General features: G+C 61.3%; 15 protein-coding genes and 1 tRNA gene. 9 read left to right on the forward strand and 7 right to left on the reverse strand.

Annotation, left to right across the window (positions count from 1 at the left end):
- Window positions 1-19 precede the first annotated feature (19 nt).
- The 5 genes from BV034_RS28195 to BV034_RS28215 form a co-directional block, all read right to left on the reverse strand.
- On the reverse strand, window positions 20-973 hold the full coding sequence (locus tag BV034_RS28195; RefSeq protein WP_050030289.1) for an AraC family transcriptional regulator: 954 nt from the start codon (window positions 971-973) through the stop codon (window positions 20-22).
- Window positions 974-1,182: 209 nt separating this feature from the next.
- Window positions 1,183-1,938 (reverse strand): Fic family protein, encoded by a 756-nt coding sequence (locus BV034_RS28200; RefSeq protein ID WP_050030359.1) that lies wholly within the window; start codon window positions 1,936-1,938, stop codon window positions 1,183-1,185.
- 221 nt (window positions 1,939-2,159) lie between these two features.
- A tRNA-Arg gene (locus BV034_RS28205) sits at window positions 2,160-2,233 on the reverse strand.
- 384 nt (window positions 2,234-2,617) lie between these two features.
- Window positions 2,618-3,736: a substrate-binding domain-containing protein gene (locus BV034_RS28210; protein WP_050030290.1), complete on the reverse strand. Its 1,119-nt coding sequence runs from the start codon at window positions 3,734-3,736 to the stop codon at window positions 2,618-2,620.
- Window positions 3,737-3,896: 160 nt separating this feature from the next.
- Complete coding sequence (locus BV034_RS28215) at window positions 3,897-5,003, reverse strand: class I SAM-dependent methyltransferase (RefSeq protein WP_265593563.1); 1,107 nt, start codon at window positions 5,001-5,003, stop codon at window positions 3,897-3,899.
- 553 nt (window positions 5,004-5,556) lie between these two features.
- Between BV034_RS28215 and BV034_RS28225 the strand changes: the two genes are divergently transcribed.
- A complete protein-coding gene (locus BV034_RS28225) occupies window positions 5,557-6,345 on the forward strand; it encodes a hypothetical protein (protein WP_050030293.1) in 789 nt (262 codons plus the stop codon).
- A 324-nt stretch (window positions 6,346-6,669) separates the two neighbouring features.
- On the opposite strand, the gene BV034_RS28230 is transcribed toward BV034_RS28225, so the two are convergent.
- Entirely contained in the window at window positions 6,670-7,104 is a 435-nt protein-coding gene (locus BV034_RS28230; RefSeq protein WP_050030294.1) for a c-type cytochrome domain-containing protein, read from the reverse strand.
- A 151-nt stretch (window positions 7,105-7,255) separates the two neighbouring features.
- Here BV034_RS28230 and BV034_RS28235 point away from each other — a divergent pair, with 151 nt between their 5' ends.
- The 4 genes from BV034_RS28235 to BV034_RS28250 all read left to right on the forward strand — a co-directional run bounded on the left by BV034_RS28235 (window position 7,256) and on the right by BV034_RS28250 (window position 11,861).
- On the forward strand, window positions 7,256-8,236 hold the full coding sequence (locus BV034_RS28235; RefSeq protein ID WP_050030295.1) for a hypothetical protein: 981 nt from the start codon (window positions 7,256-7,258) through the stop codon (window positions 8,234-8,236).
- A 61-nt stretch (window positions 8,237-8,297) separates the two neighbouring features.
- Window positions 8,298-9,347, forward strand: a complete 1,050-nt coding sequence (locus BV034_RS28240; protein ID WP_050030296.1) for a TIGR02597 family protein — start codon at window positions 8,298-8,300, stop codon at window positions 9,345-9,347.
- Between the two features lie 433 nt (window positions 9,348-9,780).
- The gene (locus BV034_RS28245; RefSeq protein WP_050030297.1) at window positions 9,781-10,329 is read left to right on the forward strand and encodes a sigma-70 family RNA polymerase sigma factor; all 549 of its coding nucleotides are present in this window, start codon (window positions 9,781-9,783) and stop codon (window positions 10,327-10,329) included.
- Window positions 10,326-11,861, forward strand: coding sequence for a DNRLRE domain-containing protein (locus BV034_RS28250; protein WP_050030298.1), 1,536 nt, complete (start codon window positions 10,326-10,328; stop codon window positions 11,859-11,861). Before BV034_RS28245 ends, BV034_RS28250 begins: the two co-directional genes overlap by 4 nt.
- Before the next feature lie 554 nt (window positions 11,862-12,415).
- Here BV034_RS28250 and BV034_RS28255 read toward each other — a convergent pair.
- Window positions 12,416-13,309 carry an AraC family transcriptional regulator gene (locus tag BV034_RS28255; RefSeq protein WP_265593564.1) on the reverse strand — a complete coding sequence of 298 codons (894 nt, stop codon included), beginning with the start codon at window positions 13,307-13,309 and terminating at the stop codon, window positions 12,416-12,418.
- A gap of 194 nt (window positions 13,310-13,503) precedes the next feature.
- On the opposite strand from BV034_RS28255, the gene BV034_RS28260 reads away from it, so the two are divergent.
- The 4 genes from BV034_RS28260 to BV034_RS28275 all read left to right on the forward strand — a co-directional run bounded on the left by BV034_RS28260 (window position 13,504) and on the right by BV034_RS28275 (window position 17,607).
- A complete protein-coding gene (locus tag BV034_RS28260) occupies window positions 13,504-14,547 on the forward strand; it encodes a TIM barrel protein (protein WP_050030300.1) in 1,044 nt (347 codons plus the stop codon).
- 75 nt (window positions 14,548-14,622) lie between these two features.
- Complete coding sequence (locus tag BV034_RS28265; protein WP_050030301.1) at window positions 14,623-15,450, forward strand: aldolase; 828 nt, start codon at window positions 14,623-14,625, stop codon at window positions 15,448-15,450.
- A 19-nt stretch (window positions 15,451-15,469) separates the two neighbouring features.
- Window positions 15,470-16,603 (forward strand): Gfo/Idh/MocA family oxidoreductase, encoded by a 1,134-nt coding sequence (locus tag BV034_RS28270; protein ID WP_050030302.1) that lies wholly within the window; start codon window positions 15,470-15,472, stop codon window positions 16,601-16,603.
- The gene (locus BV034_RS28275; RefSeq protein ID WP_050030303.1) at window positions 16,600-17,607 is read left to right on the forward strand and encodes a carbohydrate kinase family protein; all 1,008 of its coding nucleotides are present in this window, start codon (window positions 16,600-16,602) and stop codon (window positions 17,605-17,607) included. Before BV034_RS28270 ends, BV034_RS28275 begins: the two co-directional genes overlap by 4 nt.
- The last annotated feature ends 373 nt before the right edge of the window (window positions 17,608-17,980 follow it).

Consider the following 17,980-nt stretch of genomic DNA (forward strand, 5'->3'; position numbering starts at 1 on the left):
CCTGCTCTCGCGGTTCTGCTCAGCCTGTCGCGATTCTGCTAAAATCGTCTGGAGACACATCGATCTTCGTCCTCTCCCGGTATTCGTGAGGGCTGAGCCCTGTCTCCTTGCGAAACACATGGGCGAAATGGCTGGGGCTGGTGTAGCCTACATCCATGCCGATCTCGATGATGGGCTTCGAGGTATCGCGTAGAAGCTCCTGCGATTTCGACATTCTGAGACGGATGAAATACTGGGAGGGCGAGAAACCGGTATTGCCCTTGAACAGGCGGGAAAAGTGCGACTCGCTCATCTTGATCGCCGCCGCCAGTTCTCCAATGTTGATTCCTTGATCCAAGGACACCTCCATCATCTTCAAAACCCGGTGCAAATGAAACGCAGGAAGTGAGGTGGCACGATGGTGACGCGGGTTTTCATCGTCCCGGTAGGCTCGGACGAGGTGCGTCGCCAGACTCTGAGCGATCCCTTGCACGAACGACGGGCTGGCCTCTTTTTGCTCGCAAAGCTCCTGCCGCAGCATCTCCAGGAAGGCGACTATCACGGGTTCCCGGATGCCATTGAACTCTTTCAACTGAGGGGCTCTAGCACTTGCCCCCAAGAGCTCTTTCGCAGCCCGCCCAAAAAGCGGGAGCCCGATCGTGGCGTGCATGACCACAATTGGGTCCGGTCCGGTGGACTTCCAACGGAGCTCGTAAGGGTCCGGTGAGGTGATCAAGAACAGAGCCCCTGGCTCCACCAGATGCGTGTTCCATTCTCCCCCCAACTCCCTGTCTTCACAAACGACATGGCCGGAAATCTGCCAGTGCAGTTGCGGCTCGGCCACAGCAGGGATGAGCATCGTCTTCCCCACCGCCGGCCTCGTATGAATCTCGACAAGGATGTTCTGCCACGCCGGCCCCTCCCCCAAGTGGATCATCTTCCCCGGGAAGTACTTGCGGTGCTCCTCAGCAGATGTGCGGGGCGGAACTTCCATCGCCGTCACGATAGCCAGTATTACTTCTTGAGGCAACTCGCAAACGGACCGCGTCGGAGGCTACTGACCTGCAACGGGGCAGAACAACTAAATGCCTCTTGACTGACGACGGGGAAATCACAAACCGGGCAGCGGGAGCATTCTTTCCAAGACGAGATTGCGATTACTTACTTGGCTTGGCAAGCACAGCCTATCTTCTTAGAGTTCAATCAGAACACCTCCACCCAAGGCAGACTCAACGCGTGAAAGTAGGGTCCGAAACCTTCCCTCACGATCGTGGCCACCATCTGCACAAAAGCCTCCCGCTGGCCGTGGACGTGGTCTGCATCCAACGCCTGATAGTAGGCCAGGCGACGCTCCACGGGCAAGATGGCTGGCGGGAAGCCTGCCTTCATGAACTCCAGGTTCATGAGCAACCGTGAGGTTCTCCCGTTTCCATCCACAAAGGGATGGTTCTTCACGAAATCGCTGTGCACCCGAGCGGCACGCTCGACGGGGTGCAGACTCATCGCCTCGGTCTGATACCAGGCGATGAAACGCTCCATCAACTCCGGCACCACGACCTGATCAGGCAGCAGATGATTGGCGCCGGCAATACGCACGTTGATCGTGCGATAGCGCCCTGCATTGTCGTCATCGATCCCCTTCAGGATCAACTGATGGATCGACTTGATCCCCCACTCGCTCAGCGGTTCGTTCTGCTGCACGAGTTCCTCAAGGTAGAGGATGGCATTCCGGTGATTCACGGCTTCCAGATGCTCACGGAGCGTCTTGCCCCCAATCGTAATCCCCTCAAGCGCCACCTTGGTTTCCTGTAGTGTGAGCGTGTTGCCCTCGATGGCGTTGGAATGGTAAGTCCAGCGGACGATGAGATCCTCCCGCAAATTGCGGACAATGGCCGGATCCAGAGGTCGATGCTGATCGAGCCTAGCTTTGAGGCGGTCAATGTCTGGAAAGGCGTGCATGACTTGGTTCACTCACACTTTCACCCGATGCAGCCTCGTCAGCAAGCTTTGCCTCAGACGGCGCCTTCAGCGCATCGAAATTGGAGCAGCTATTGATGCCTGCGCCTCTCAACCGAAGGATCGTTTGATGCAAAGGCAATATCGGAAAGTAGCACCACCTTTGGGGGAAACGATGACTCGTCCGAAGAGTCTTAAATGTTCTCTCTTCAGGAGAGAGAAAGCGCACCCGTCAGGATTCGAACCTGAAACCTTCTGATCCGTAGTCAGATGCTCTAATCCGTTGAGCTACGGGTGCTTGTGTCGTTCGCAGATCGTGTCGGCGAGGGATTGGAAGAATAGGCGGAAAGCGGTTTTTGTCAAACAGAGGGCAGAGATTTTTTCAGATTTTTTTGAGGCCCGGGAAGTTGAGTGCGAAGAGGTTGGAGGGGGCTGAAAATGCTGCGATCCCGTTCAGGTGAAGCAGCTTGCAACTCGGACTGGCTGACCCGTTTCGGCTGCCTAGCTTCGGCCAACCTCATGAATCCTTCGTGCCTTTGTGTGAGGATACAGATCTTCCTATCCAGCGAACGATGCCGATTGCCAATCTGCGGCACAGCAGATTGCCAATCTGCGCTACGCTATCAGCCGGTCCCTGACCTCATGTCTGGAGTCTGATGTCTGGCAGTCTGGTGTCTCCCCCCTAAATTCTCGGCTTGGGCGAACCCTTACTCTGGAGCGTCGCGGCGAGGTCGCCGGAGGCCAGCACGGGGAGCAGTTCGTAGCGGGGCTTGGGCGTGTAGGCGGGGTCGTCGAGGATCTTCACGCAGATGTCCCAGGCGAAGTCCACCAGCGGTGGGACGTGAACGGTGGCGTCGATCTCTGAATTCACCACGAGGCTGAGGCCGCCGCCGTTGCCAGGGTTGCCATCGAGTCCGAGGATCAGAAGGGAGTCACGAACGGGCGGCTGGGCGGCACGAGCCGCACGGGCAGCGCCGAAGGCCATGAAATCGCTGTGGCAGAAGACGACATCGAACTGCTTCTGCAAGCGCAGAGCGTCGTTGAACCGATAACCGGCTTCTTCCGCCGCCCAGTTGGCGGGGGCGTCATGCACCAGGACCACGCCGGGGGCTTTCTTGAGCGCGGCCTGAAAGGCGGTGGACACCCCTTTGGAATACGCATTGCCCTCCGGCCCGGTGATCTGCACCACCCGGCCAACGGTCTCCGGCCGCCCCTCCTCCGCGGACTTCTGCTGCAAGGCGGAGACGACAAAGTTCCCGGCCATCTCACCGATCTTGGCCTCGTCCACAAAGAGGGCGGTGGTGCAGGCCTTCTCCGGCAGGTCCTTGGAAAACGCGATGATGGTGACGCCAGTGGCCTTCAATTCAGTGAGGACGGGCACAAGTGCCAGAGCATCCACCGGGAACACGAAGAGATGCGTGGCCCCTTGGGAAACCTGTGTGCGTATCTGGGCAATCTGACGTTGCACGTCTCCCAGGGCCATGATCTGCACCAGATCCACCCCGGCCCGGGTCCGGACGAGACGCTCGGTCAGCACCTGCTGGAAGTTTTGCATGGGGGTCTCCAGCGAGTCCAGGAACACCACCACCTTCGACCGCTTGGGAGCCTCCTTGCCAAACACCCCCTTCTTCTCCGGTAGTAGAGGGGCGGCGGGATCCGGCTGCGGCTGGGTACGATCCCGCTTCTTGCACCCCAGAATCGACACCCCCGCCCCTACGGCCAGACCAAGGCGTCCCAGCATCGCAAGGGCAGCGCGGCGGCTAGCGGGCTCTGAAGGCGTGTCGGACGGGGGCATCAGCATCCCGCCATTTTGAACCGCGATGGCGCGAGATCAAAATCACAAAATTTGAAAATGATCTATCCGGATACCAGACGGCCGGACACCAGACCTCAGTTTAGCAGGCTGCCACCGGCACACTGCCCCTTTTCCCTCTTTAGTCCCTTATCCCTTTTCCCTCATCTCACGGGCGCGCTTCCAGGATCATGTTGAACGGCGTCTCTGCGGCGCGGCGGATGCGGGTGAACCCGGCTTCCTCCAACACCTTGCGCAGGCGGGCCTCACCGGCCTGGGCCCCCAGGGCGACGCCCAAGCCCTGACTCATGGCGCAGGGAGTGCAAATCATGGTGGAGAAGGCATAGAACACGCGGCCCACGGGATTCAGGTTCGCGGAAAGTGAATCGCCCGCCATGGGCTCCACCAGCATCCAGGTACCGTCCGGCTTCAAGTGCCGGCAGATCTGGGCGGCCACTCCCACGGGGTCGCCCATGTCGTGCAGAGCATCGAACACCGTGACGAGGTCGTATTCATGCCCAGTGAAATTCTTGGCCGAAGCTACGGCGAACTTGAGGTTGTCCAGCCCGGCATGCTGGGCCTTGCGATTCGATTCCTCGATCGATTCCGCATGCAGGTCGAAGCCGGTGAACTTCGACTTGGGGAAAGCCCGCGCCATGATGAAGGTGGAAGCCCCCCAGCCACACCCGACATCGGCCACATGGGCCCCGCGCTCCAGCTTGGCAATCACCCCATCCAGCGCAGGCAGCCAGTGGTGTACGATGTTGGCCTCATAGCCTGGGCGGAAGAAGCGCTCCGTTCCGCAGAAGAGGCAGTTGTGGTGGTCGCCCCAGGGAATACCTCGCCCGGTGCGAAACGCAGTCTCCACCTGCGGTTCATCGATGTAGATGGACGCCATCGCAAAGTAGCCACCGACCATGGCCGCGGGGCTGTTGGGGTCCGCCAGCACCGCGGCCTGCTCCGGGTTCATGGAAAAAGTCTCAGTGGCAGAATCATAGTCCACGTAGCCTGAGGCCGCCTGGCAGGCGAGCCACTCGCGCACATAACGCTCGTAGCACTGGGTGCGCTCCGCCAGTTGGGTGGAGGTCGCAGGGCCCTGCCCGGCCAGGGCGGCATAGAGACCGAGCCGGTCCCCCAGCAATACGAGGGCGCCACTGGCAGCGGCCCCGAGGTCCCCCACCATCTTGCCCACGAAGGCGTTCAGTTTTTTCTCATCCACCGGCGGCATGGCGGCAGATGACCCGGTTGACGAAGCTGGCAGGGTAGAAGTTTGCATGGCGGCGGATTGGGTTCGATGAACTAAAATCGCAAAGTCTTCCAGAAGGGGCATCCTCGGAAACAAAGGGAAGCGTCTGGCAACGCGGGCTCAGCAGCGACAGCGGCACCTCCAAGGCCTCCCCCTCTTTGGCGGACGGAACGACCATGAACACAGTCCGGGCAAAGGCCCAGGCTGGACTGTGTTGAGTCCCGTCGAACCGGCTCCGAGGCAGCTTCTTCGTGCACTCCGTGGCCTCCTCTTTGGTGATCGTTTTGAGGATACCAAATTCCACTACCCATGGCAAGACGGCCTCAAACAACACCCGAATTCGGACGCGAATAAAAATATTTCAGCCAGTTTTTGAGTCCTCTGTCGATTTTGCTCGACCTCGATATGGTAAATCCTTTAAAAACTCATGCGGCACCCTGAGAATTCACTCTCCAAATTCTAAGAAATCCCCCTCATTATTGAGGTTTATTTTAGAATTCCGAAATACTTGTTGCCGATTCGCTGAAAAATTGGTAATTTCGGCCCAAGTTTATAAAAATCAAACCGGAGGGTCCGAGTTTCCATGTTCTGCCAACTCTTCAAAAGGCGTGTCAGAGCGCATGCTGAGCGGCTGTTTCATTTTCTCCTTCCGCACGGATTTTCCGGCGAGATATTTCTCTGTGGGAGTGCCTTTAAGCCCCTGCTCAAGAAGAGCCTGCCCGTGCATGATGTGGACCTCTGGGTGCGCACGGCTGAGGACCGGATGAAGCTCTGCCAGGCCCTGATTCAGCGTGGGGCCTCCTTGGTGCCCGATGCCCAGCACCCACACGCACTCAAATTCCGCCTGGAAGGTCATCTCATAGAGATCACCTGCAACGCGGTGCACGATGGCACCCTCTCCGATGTGGTGCACACCTATGAGCTGGCCGTGCACGGGCTGGGAGTTCACTACAAAAACGGCGCGCTGATCGACACCTGCGTAAGCCCGGAATGCTGGGATGCCGTGTGGCACCGGCAGGTGAAGGTGATGCCTGCTTATGTCTGCCTGCTCATGATGATGAAGCCCGCCTGCCTTATCCGCACTCTGCACCGCATGGGGCAGGAAGCGGCCGAGCTGGGCTTCGACGTGCATGTGGATGAGGAGCACCGCCTCTGGGAGATCTACTGGCACGACTACTCTGAGGAAGAACGGAAGGCCGCCATGGACCTCTACTTTGAGACCACCGTGTGCCACAAGAGCCAGCACCACTACCATGTGGTGCGCCGGGGGACCATTGGACTGGTCATGACGCCTGCGCCAGCGCATGCCCCGGCCCAGGCAGGTGCCAGCGGAAAGGTGCAGACACGCCAGCTCCGGCCGAAGGTGGCCTAGAGGGTTCGTGGCGCTTGGTTGCGAGGATGGAGGCATGATGAGCAGTGTCGGAAAATGAGTGGGTAAGGGGCAAACTTCAATGCCTGCGACTGATTCCGTCCCGCACGCGGGACGGTACTCCAACCGTGCTGCGGACGTCTTTAGTACACTGAATGGGAAGTCGCGCTGTTCGCGGCTGCTGCCTGCGAGCAGGGCAAAGGGACTTCCAAGCCTCATGAGAAGGCCCGCGGCGTGGTTGGAGCACCGTCCCGCGTGCGGGACGGAATCAGTCGCGCAAAAAACCCAGCGTAATTATTATACCTCGAACCCGCAAAACGAAGCCCCCTATCCTCCCATCTCCCCCACCCACTTTTTCAACATCTCGATCTGCTCCTCGTCGAGCTTGCCGTCGGGCGGCATCTGGAGGTCGGCGTCTTCGTAGCAGATGGCGGCGATCAGGTTCGAGCCTTCCACATCACCGGGCACAACGGCGGGTCCGCTGTCTCCTCCCTCCATCATGGCCTTGAGGGTGTCCAGCCTCAGGTTGGCCTTTTGTTTCTCCGGCCCGTGACATTTCACACATTGGGCATCGAGAAGCGGACGAACCTTCTTCAGATACACCGGACTTTCCTCGGGGTTCGAGGCATGCACACCTGACAAGGCTGCGAGCGTCAGGCAAAGGACCGCTCCCAATGCTGCATTCCGACCGACAACCGGCAAGGCGCCCGGACGGCGACCGCACAGGAACCTGAATGAACGGGAGATGAAGTCGGGGGACATGGCGGGAATTCGGGCTCGCAAATGCAGTGATGAGACCCGATTGCAACGAGCTCATTCATAGCATCCTACGTTAAAGAATTGATGTCAATTCGACATAATTTGAGCTGTCTCGACAGTTTCTTCGAGGGCTGCTAATACTCGGGAAATTTCCATGAAATTCCTCCCGCTCCTCCTCGTCGCCAGCACCATCCCCCTCTCCTCGCACGCCTGGGGGCAAACAGGGGACATCGTCGCCAGTGACCTTGCGGGATACCACCGGGTCACGGTGCGCGCCAATTCCGCCAAGGTCATTGGTGCGAATTTTGTGCGCACCTCGGTGGCGGTCGGCAAGCTGGAAAGCTCCGCGACCAATACCCTCTCTGACAACGACGTGGACTTCACCGTGCAACTGTCTCCAGACGTTGCCTACTGGGTGGAGATCACCAGCGGGGTCAACAAGGGACTGGCCAGCACTGTCAGTTCTTTCACCCAGCATGGATTGGTCACGGAGGACGATCTCTCTGCCTTCTGCGGGCCTGGAGACACCTATGCGGTGCGTCCAGCCCACACCATCGCGAGCCTCTTTGGCGCGACCAACTCTGCCGGTCTCCGGGCAGGGGCCAGCTCAGCCACGGCCGATACGGTGGAGGTGCCGGATGGCCAGGGTGGACTGACAGTGGTGTACTACAGCAACACCGCTCCGGCTGGATGGCGGACCACCACAACCGGAACTGCCGATGCAGCCAATGTGCCGGTGTACCACGTGGACGCGATCAACATCACCCGCAACGCCAGTTCCAATCTGAAGCTCACCTTCACGGGATCTCTCCGCAAGAACCCCACTTCCTACGGCATCCTGCCCGGGCTGAACTATGTGGATGTGAACTATCCACTCGGCACCACCCTGGGCAACAGCACCCTTCAGACGCAGGTCAAGCAGGGTGACAGCACCACAGGTGACCTGGTGTGGATCCCCAACAGCGCCACAGGCTACAAGAAATACTATTGCACAGCGGCCGGCTGGCGTCTGGTTGGCGGAAACAACACCGACCGTGGCACCGTCGCCCTCACGCCGGGCATCATCATTGAGCGGCGGGACGTCGCCACCAATATGCAAATCCCGCCGAATGCCGACATTTACGGCGGGCTCTAGGAAATCAAGTTGCCGCCCTTCCTTATTTCAGCTCCAACCTCAACCTCCACCCACCGCTCCGATGAAGCCTCTGCGCGCCCTCTCCTCCCGCCCCGCTCTCCCCACTGTCATGGGTCTGGCCCTGATGACGTGCCTGCTCCCGGCGTTCCCCGGAGCGCAGGCTCAGGCGCAGGAGGTGACCACCGCCCAGTCCAATCTGGCCGGATTTCACAAGGTCACGGTGCGAGCACTGTCCTCCCGGCTCCTCGGGGTCAGCTTTGTGCGGCCCACCGCCATCGCGGGACATCTGGAAAGCACTGCCGCCAACACCCTGACTGACACGGACGTGGACTTCACCAGCACGCTCGCGGCAGGTACAGAGTACTGGGTGGAGATCACCAGCGGTGCCCACCAGGGCATGGCCTCCACCGTGACCGCCTTCACGGCAAACTCGATCACCACCGAGGATGACCTCTCCCTGTACAGCGCGGCGGGCGATACCTACGCCATCCGGCCGCTGCACACGATCGCCAGCCTCTTTGGGGCCACCAATTCCGCCGGCCTGCGCACGGGCAGCAGCGCGAGCAGTGCGGACACCATCGTTATTCCCGACGGCCAGGGCGGCACGCAGACGATCTTCTATAGCACCTCCAGCCCGGCTGGCTGGCGCAACTCCGCCACGGGCACCGCAGATGCCTCCGCCACCCCGGTGTACCATGTGGACGCCCTCACCATCACCCGCCGCTGGCTCACCAGTCTGAACCTCACCTTCGCGGGCGAACTCCGGACACGCCCCACCCACTACGTGGTCCAGCCCGGGCAGAACCCCGTGAGCGTGAACCAACCGGTCAGCGTTACCCTGGCCAATAGCACGCTGCAGGATCAGATTCGGCAGGGCGACAGCGCTACGGCCGATCTGGTGTGGATCCCCAACACCACGAGCACCGGATACAAGAAGTACTTCTACACTCCAGATGCCCCACCCCTGACCGCTGGCTGGAAGCTGGTGGGAGGCGATAACACGGATCGCGGCACCATCCCCTTGGGCAGCGGCATTGTGATCGAGCGGCGTGACCCGGCCACGGCAACGGTGAAGATCGTGCCCGACCCGGCAGTTTACGGCGGGCTTTGAGCGGAAGAGGTGCAATGACATTGATCGAGCCGTGATCCCCCGGCCACGTTTGGGAGATTGAGACATGGTGAGGCCGTGCGACTGAGCGGGGCTGGGAACCCCCGCCTCCTTTGCCATGCCTCACCTCTTCGTGCCTTTGTGCCTTCGTGTGAGAATACGCATTCTCTCGCTCCGGCCACCTGGTGCCGACTGCCAATCTGCGCTACAGCGGCCCCCAGCCCAGCGGCCCCCCCCAGCCCAGCGGCAGCGCCTCAACCAGCGGCAGCGCCTCAACCAGGCGAAGCCGTCTCAACCAGCGGCCGCCCCGGTGGCCGCGTCTCAACGTGCCGCTTGCGGCACACCTCAACTTTCCTGTCCAATTTCCCGCGCCTTCCGGCCTAGTTAGGGTGATAGTCTCTTCTTTCAAGCCCTGCCACCCTCTGATTCCGCCCGCATGGAGTCCGCCGACCGCACGACCGAATTCCTCACCCTGCTCACCCAGCACGATCGTGCGCTGGGGGTGTATGTGTACAGCCTCGTGCCTCTGGCGGCCGATGCGGACGACATTCTGCAGCAGACCAAGATGGTCATGTGGCGGAGTTTCTCCCAGTTTGAGCTGGGCACGAATTTCCTCGCCTGGTCCCGGAAGGTGGCCTTCCACCAGATCCTGACCTACCGGAGGGAGAAGAAAAAGGAGCACCTCCCGCTGGAAGATGACGTCCTGGAGGCGATCGGCCACGAGGTGGAAAAGCTGGCCACAGACGGCGGCGATCACCGCCGGGATGCCCTTCAGGCCTGTTTGCTCAAGCTGCCCAAGGAGCACCGCCAGCTCATTCTGCTGCGCTACTATGAGGATCTCGAGGTGGATCAGGTGGCCAGCCGCATCCAAAGTACTCCGGGGGCCGTGTACCGCGCCCTGAGTCGTGTGCGCATGGCCCTGCTGGACTGCGTGGCCCGGCAGATGCAGCTGCAACCCAACGCCAATGAGGCGGTGACCCCATGAATGACCAACCGATGAGCGACTCCGAACGCTGGCACCTGCTTGAGCTCTGCGAGAGAAGCCTGACGGCAAAGCTGACTGCGGCTGAGAAGGAGGAACTCAATACGCGATTGCGCATTGATGAGGAAGCGCGCCGCTTGTTTGCCGCGGCGCTCCACCAGCATGCGGAACTGAAATTCGACACCCATCTGCTCAAGCAACTGGCTGGCGAATCCCCGCCCTCGATCGCGAAGATTTCCCCTGGCAGGAGCATTGTCTCGCGCACCCCCTGGCTGCCCTCCGCCCTTGCGGCGGCCGCAGGCATCGCTGTCCTGGGCATTGTGGGTGCCGTCTGGAACTGGCAGCTCACCCCTCGCACGGGCGACGGAACTACTCTCACCGTGGCCACAGTCATCAAGGCCCGCGATTGCAAATGGGCGGGCAGCACCCTGCCCACTGCCGAAGGGTCACGCGTGGCCGCAGGCATGTTGGAACTCGCCGAGGGCCTTGCCACGCTCAAGTTCGACAGCGGCGCAGAAATCGTCATGGAGGCCCCGGCCACGCTGGAGATCGTCGATGCCAAGGCGTGCCGGCTGGTCAGAGGCACCCTCATGGCCGATGTGCCCCCCAGCGCCATCGGCTTCGTCGTAGACACGCCCGACGCCAAGGTGGTGGACTACGGCACCCGCTTCGGTGTCAGTGCCGGTGAGGATGGCAAGTATCTGGTGAAGGTGCTGGACGGCCTGGTGGAAGTGAGCCCCAAGGCCACCGGCGAAGCCAAACAATTGCGCGGCGGTCAGAGCGTGGATACCGGTATCCGTCGCAGCCAGCTGACGCCTTCTCCCAATCCCTCCACCGTGGAGCTTGAGTCCCGCCGCTGGCAGCCCAACATCATTCTGGATGCGGGCGGTGGCTGGCAGATCGTTTCCACCGCCTATGGCCGTGGCAAGGACACCTACATCCAGGGCAATCCCAAATCGAAGAACTTCGGCAAGGATCCGTACTTCCGGGTGAAACGCAGCAGCTTCTCCCCAGAGCTCGACCGCAAAGGCTACGTGTGCTTCGACCTTGGCAAGTTCAAGGATGACCTCAAGGAGGATGCCGAGCTGGTGTTAAGCATCGAACCCAGCGATCTCGGCTTCGCCACCCTCGTGCCAGACAGCACCTTCGCCGTGTACGGGCTCACCGATGAGTCGGAGGACAACTGGAGCGAAAACACCCTCACCTGGAAGGAAGCTCCCGCCCACAATGTCGCCACCGACGCCGGCAAGCACCACCTTCCCGATCCGAAGAAGGCCGCCCTACTCGGTCGCTTCCAGATCGCCCAGGGGGTCAGCCGCGGAACCCGCTCCATCAAGGGCCAGGAGCTTGTGAAGTTCCTGCAGAACGACACCAATGGGCTGGTGACTTTCATCATCTGCCGCGAGACCGATGAATCCGCGCGCGACGGCATGGCTCACGCCTTTGCCACAAAGGAAAGCGGCAGCAATACCCCGCCTCTGTTGCGGGTGAAGGTGAAGGATGTGGAGCCCGCTTCGCGGGAGACCAAAGATTAGAAGACAAAAGACAGAAGACCTGAGTGAGCGTGCTGGACGGTGAGAATGCTGCTGGATGGCAGACGCGATCCAGCTCCGCTCACCCAACCGGCTGAGGACAGCCGGACTACGCCCGCTGCGGCGAAGCAAGGGAGTCCTGCCCTTCAGTGCGTCAGACACGCCACTCATGGTGCCCTGATCACGCCCCCACTCCCAAACCTCTTGGTCTGTAGGGCGAGCGCCCCGCTTGCCACCTCAGGAGCCGTTCGCGGCAAGCGGAGCGCTCGCCCTACAGCGTCCTCCGCGGCAAAACGCTGACAGATCTCAGACGCCATCAAACTCCGCTCACCCAACCGGCTGAGGACAGCCGGACGACGCCCGCTGCAGCGAAGCAAAGGAGTGCAGCACTTCAGTGCGTCAGACAAGCCACTCATGACGCCCTGATCACGCTCCCACTCCCAAACCTCTTGGACTGTAGGGCGAGCGCCTCGCTTGCCACCTCAGGAGCCGTTCGCGGCAAGCGGAGCGCTCGCCCTACAGCTCACCGCGCTGCCCACTGCCCACTGCCCACTGACTTACCGAACTCTCCTCTTCCTCCACTCGGTCGGACTGCACTTGTGCACCCGCTTGAAGATCCGGTTGAAGAACGAGATCTGCGAGAACCCGCATTCGCCGGAGATCTCCAGCACACTCCGGTCACTCTCCACCAGCTCGCGACAGGCAGCCTGAAGACGCAGGCGGTTCAGGAACTCACTGAAGGTCCGGCCGGAGTGTTTCTTGAACTGCCGGGCAAAGGTGGGCCGGCTCAGATTGGTCAGTTCCAGCACCTCCTCCAGCCGGACCTCCTGGCGGAAGTTGGCAATGAGATGTCGCACCGCATCCCGAATGGCCTGTTGATAGTGCGACTCCATGGGCAGGGCAAAGGAACGCACGGAGAGGGAGCTCCGGTCCTGCTCGGCAGCCCGTGAGAGCAGCGCCAGCAGCTTGAGCAGCAAGGCGAGACGTTCCACACCATCGGCGGTCGTGAGTTCCTGCAACAGTCCGGCCGCTGCTTTGACAGTGCGCCCGCTGAAGCGGAGCCCGCGACCAGCTTTCTTGAAAAGCCCGGCCAGCTTCAGGGTTTCAGGAAACGCCCAGAACGGATGACTCTCGGGGAAATGCCACTGCACTGAGACGCCCGACGAGGCTTCCTTCGTGTGCCAGTAGTGCGGCAGCTTCGCCCCCAGCAGCACCAGATCCCCTCCCGCGAAACTGCCAATGTGATCCCCCACGAAGCGCATCCCTGCCCCGCTGGTGAAGAGGGTCAGTTCCATCTCCGTGTGGTAGTGCCAGTGCGTGCCCTCACCCGCGATCTTTTGTGCCTTGCCCGGGGCAAGCACGCATTCCACCTCCCTGAGATTCCGCGACCAGCGGATAACCCGGAAGGACTGGCCGGGCGGGAAGTCGATTTTCTCTCGGAGAACCTGCATGGTGGGAAAAAGCGGAAAGGGGGACACGGAGGAGGAGCCCATCCAGGAGCCCGGCCCACACCCGTCACAATTCCACCGTTTCATGTCACTTCCATCCCCGAATGACGGTGTACAGCACGAAAATTGAGACAATAGTCGCAGCCCCTGAGTCTGGGAGCGTAGCGCCCGCCTCCAGACCCGGCCATCGTCCCGGCATGAGCAATCCCACCCAGTACCGCTTCTCCTTCGGCCCTTGGAACATCAGCGAAGGTTCGGACCCCTTCGGCGTTGACGTCCGCAGCCCCTTCCCGCACGAGGAAAAATACGCCCTTTACCGCCCGCTGGGTTTTGAAGGCGTACAGTTCCACGATGACGACGTGGTCCCAGGCATGGACACCCTGAGCCCGGACCAGATTTCCGCCAAGGCGGCCGAGGTGAAGACTATCCTGGCCAACCAGGGCCTCACCCCGGAATTTGTCGCGCCCCGCCTCTGGTTCGCGGAACAAACCACGGATGGTGCCTACACCTCCAACAGCGCCAGCGACCGCACCTACGCCTGGGACCGCACGAAGAAGTGCATCGACATCGCCCGGGCCATTGATTGCAAGGCGATCGTCCTCTGGCTCGCCCGTGAGGGCTCCTACATCCGCGAGTCCAAGGATGCCCGCCTGGCCTACCAGCGCCTGTTGGAGACGGTGAACGCCATGCTGGACTACGACAAGGAGATCGAGATCTGGATCGAGCCCAAGCCAAATGAGCCCACGGATCAGGCCTATGTCCCCACGATCGGCCATGCCGTCGCCCTTTCCTATGCCTCCAGCGATCCAAAGCGGGTCAAAGGCCTGATCGAGAGCGCCCACGCCCTGCTCGCCGGTCTTGACCCCAGCGATGAGATGGCCTTCGCCCTCTCCCACGACAAGCTGGCCAGCGTGCACTTGAACGACCAGAACGGCCTCAAGTACGACCAGGATAAGAACTTCGGCGGTGCCAACCTCCGCGCCGCCTTCAACCAGGTGCGTGTCCTGGAGGAGGCCGGCTACGGCCAGCGGGGTGAATTCATCGGCCTGGATGTGAAGGCCATCCGCACCCAGCGCGGCTGCCCGGTGACCGACCACCTGAAGAACAGCCGTGAGATCTTCCTCCATCTGGTGGACAAGGTCCGCTCACTCGACAACGGCCTGGTCCAGCAGTACCGCGACGGCCGTGATTATGAGGCCCTGGAACTTTACATCTTGAAGCACCTTATGGGTATCAAGTAAGACCAGAGTTTGAGCCACAGCCACTGCCACCGTCTGCCCCATCCAAAGCCCCTTCCCGCTTTCCCAACCTGCTCCATGAAACAATACCGCCTCAATCGCCTCTTCAACGCCAAGTCCAACCGCTGTTTCGACGTCGCCGTGGATCACGGCTTTTTCAACCAGCCCGGCTTCCTTCAGGGCATTGAAGACATGCGCACGGTGGTGAAGACCCTCGTGGATGCAGCGCCGGACGCGATCCAGCTCACGCTGGGGCAGGCCCGCCACCTTCAGGAGATCCCCGGCCGGCACAAGCCATCACTGGTGCTGCGCACGGACGTGGCCAACATCTATGGCAAGGAACTGCCGGAGACCCGGTTCAGCCTGATGATCGAAGAAACCATGCTCCAGGCCGTGCGTTTCGATGCGGCCTGCGTGTGCGTGAATCTCTTCCAGATCCCCGGAGCCCCGGAAGTGCATGCCGAGTGCGTGGAGAACATCCTTCGGCTCAAGCCCCAGGCCGACTACTACGGCATCCCCATGATGGTGGAGCCACTTGTGTTTCAGCCCAATGAGAAAGCCGGTGGCTACATGGTCAACGGCGACCTCACGCAGATCATGTACCTGGTGCGCCAGGCTGTGGAACTCGGTGCGGACATCATCAAGGCGGATCCTACTGACGACGTGAGCGTATACCACAAGGTGGTGGAGACCGCAGGCGGCATTCCCGTGCTGGTCCGCGGCGGTGGCCGGGTGAGTGATCGTGAGATTCTGGAGCGCACGCAGGGCCTCCTCGAGCAAGGAGCATCCGGCATCGTGTACGGTCGCAACGTGATCCAGCACCCGAACCCCAAGGGCATCACCCAGGCCCTCATGTCCATGGTGCATGACGGAGCCAGTGTGGATGAAGCCCTGACCAAAATCTAACGCCCGCCTGCTGCACCGCATGAAAGACATCAAGATTGGCATCATTGGCGGCGGCCTCATGGGCCGGGAAATGGCCAGCGCGTTCGCGCGCTGGTGCGCCCTCACCGATGTGAGCGTGCGTCCCGTGCTCACCGCAGTGGCAGATCTCAACCCCGCCACCCTGGGTTGGTTTGACATCATTCCCTCGTGCACGCTGCGTACGGGGGACTATAAAGAGCTGCTCGCCAGCCCTGATGTGGATGTGGTGTATGTGGCCGTGCCGCATCATCTCCACGAACCCATCTACCTCGATGTGCTGGCCGCCGGGAAAGATCTCTTTGCCGAGAAACCCTTCGGCATCGACCTCGCCTCCGCGAAGCGCATTCTGGAAGGCGTTCGCTCCAGCGGCCGCTTTGTCCGCTGCAGTTCCGAGATGCCTTTCTTCCCCGGAGCGCAACGGGCGCTCAGTCTAGCCGGTAGCGGCACCCTGGGCCGCGTGCTTGAGGTGGTCTCCGGCTTTCATCACAGCAGCGATCTGGATCCAAACAAAGCCGCCAACTGGAAGCGCATGAACCAGTTCTGCGGCGAAGGCGGCGCGCTCAATGACCTCGGCATGCACGCGTGCCACCTGCCCCTGCGCCTCGGTTGGAATCCCACCCGCGTTTTCGCCCAGTTGCAGAAAGGCTATCCCCAACGTCCGGATGGCAAGGGTGGACTGGCCGTCTGTGACACCTGGGACAACGCCCTGCTTCACACTTGGACCACTATCGGCGGCGACGAGGTGCCGCTGCGTCTTGAAATGAAACGTCTCGCCCCAGGGGCCACCAATACCTGGTTCATTGAAATATTGGGCACTGAGGGCGGCGTCCGTTTCAGCACGGCCGAGCCCAAGACCCTCTGGGTCTTTGAGCGTGGTAAGGAGCAGTGGTGGAAGAAGACTGAGCTCGGCTTCGGCACGCCCTTCAAGGCCGTCACCGGTGGCATCTTCGAACCCGGATTCCCAGACGTCATCCAGCAGATGTGGGCCGCCTATCTCATGGAGCGTGAAGGCCTGCTTGAGGGTCGGTTTGGCTGCGCCACGCCGGAGGAAGCCGTGGCCACACACGAGATCTTTGCCGCCGCCCTGGAGTCCCAGCGCACCAGCACCGTCGTCCCCATCCCCGGTCTGTCATGAGCCCCTCACGCAGCGGCCTGCTAGCGGGCGGGAACTTCATCGTGGACCACGTGAAGATCATCGACGCCTACCCGGACCAGGACATGCTCGCCAGCATCCTGGGCCAAACCCAGGCCAATGGCGGCGGTCCGTACAACGTGCTCAAGGACCTCGCCGCCATGGGGGCGTCCTTCCCCCTGGCTGCCGCCGGCATGGTGGGCGAGGACGACAACGGACGCTGGATCCGCGAGGACTGCCGGGTTCATGGTATTGACACAGTCCAACTCCATGCCACGAAGGAACGCGCCACCTCCTACACCGACGCCATGACCGTGGCCGGCACGGGACGGCGCACGTTCTTTCACCAGCGCGGAGCCAATGCGCTCTTCGATGTGCCGCATGTGGACTTCCGCATCAGTTCCGCCCGCATCTTTCATCTGGGCTACCTCATGCTGCTGGACACCCTGGATTCCTTTGCACCGGACGGCCGCACGCAAGCCTCCCACCTGCTGGAAAAGGCCGTGGCCGCCGGCCTCGAGACCAGTGTGGACATGGTCAGCACGGAGCATCCCCAGTTCAGGGAAATTGCCCTGAGCGCCCTGCCCTACACGCATCACCTCATGCTGAATGAAGTGGAAGCTGCCCGCGTGCTGCACCGGAGCATTCCGGCTGATCAGCCGGAAGCGCTCTTGGGTGCCGCTTCGGATCTCCTGAGTCTGGGCGTACGTCAATCCGTGACCGTTCATACGGAGCACGGTTGCGCCTCGGTCACCATTTCAGGTGAAAGGCTCCACCAGCCCTCTCTGCTCATCCCACCCGGCTACAGCAAAGGGGCAACCGGCGCGGGCGATGCCTTTGCCGCCGGCCTGCTCTACGGCCTGCATGAACAGCTTTCCCTGGCCGAGCGTCTGCAATTGGCCGTCTGCACGGCAGCGGCATCGCTGGCCGACCCCACGCCTTCTGCCGGCCTGCGCCCTGTGGCTGAATGCCTGGCCTTGGCGACTGAGTTCGGGTTCAGGAAATAGGCCAGTTTGATTTTGGAATTTTGATTTTTGATTTGCGATTGGAAATCCGCATTGCTCCGAGGTGCGGCTTTTCGAGCAGCGGCTCCGCCTATACCGCCGACTTGAAGAATCACATTCAAACGTGATCTCTCGTGTCGCAGGGCGCATTGAACCCGGAGGGTTCGCCATGAAAAGCCATGGGCCGGCCGATCCCGCAAGGCGGGAGAGGACTGCCCATGGGCATCTCCCGCTTGCCATCTACCACGGAGTGGTAGGCCCATCAAGTTGACGCCCCCTGGTGCCCGCCAAGCACTTCAGGAGACGCAGCATCTACACAACGCTTTCAGCGTTGACTCGCTTGAAGCTCGTCAACGGTGGGCTGTGCTACGGATCC

It is taken from the genome of Verrucomicrobium sp. BvORR034 (genome assembly GCF_000739635.1).
GTDB lineage: Bacteria > Verrucomicrobiota > Verrucomicrobiia > Verrucomicrobiales > Verrucomicrobiaceae > Verrucomicrobium.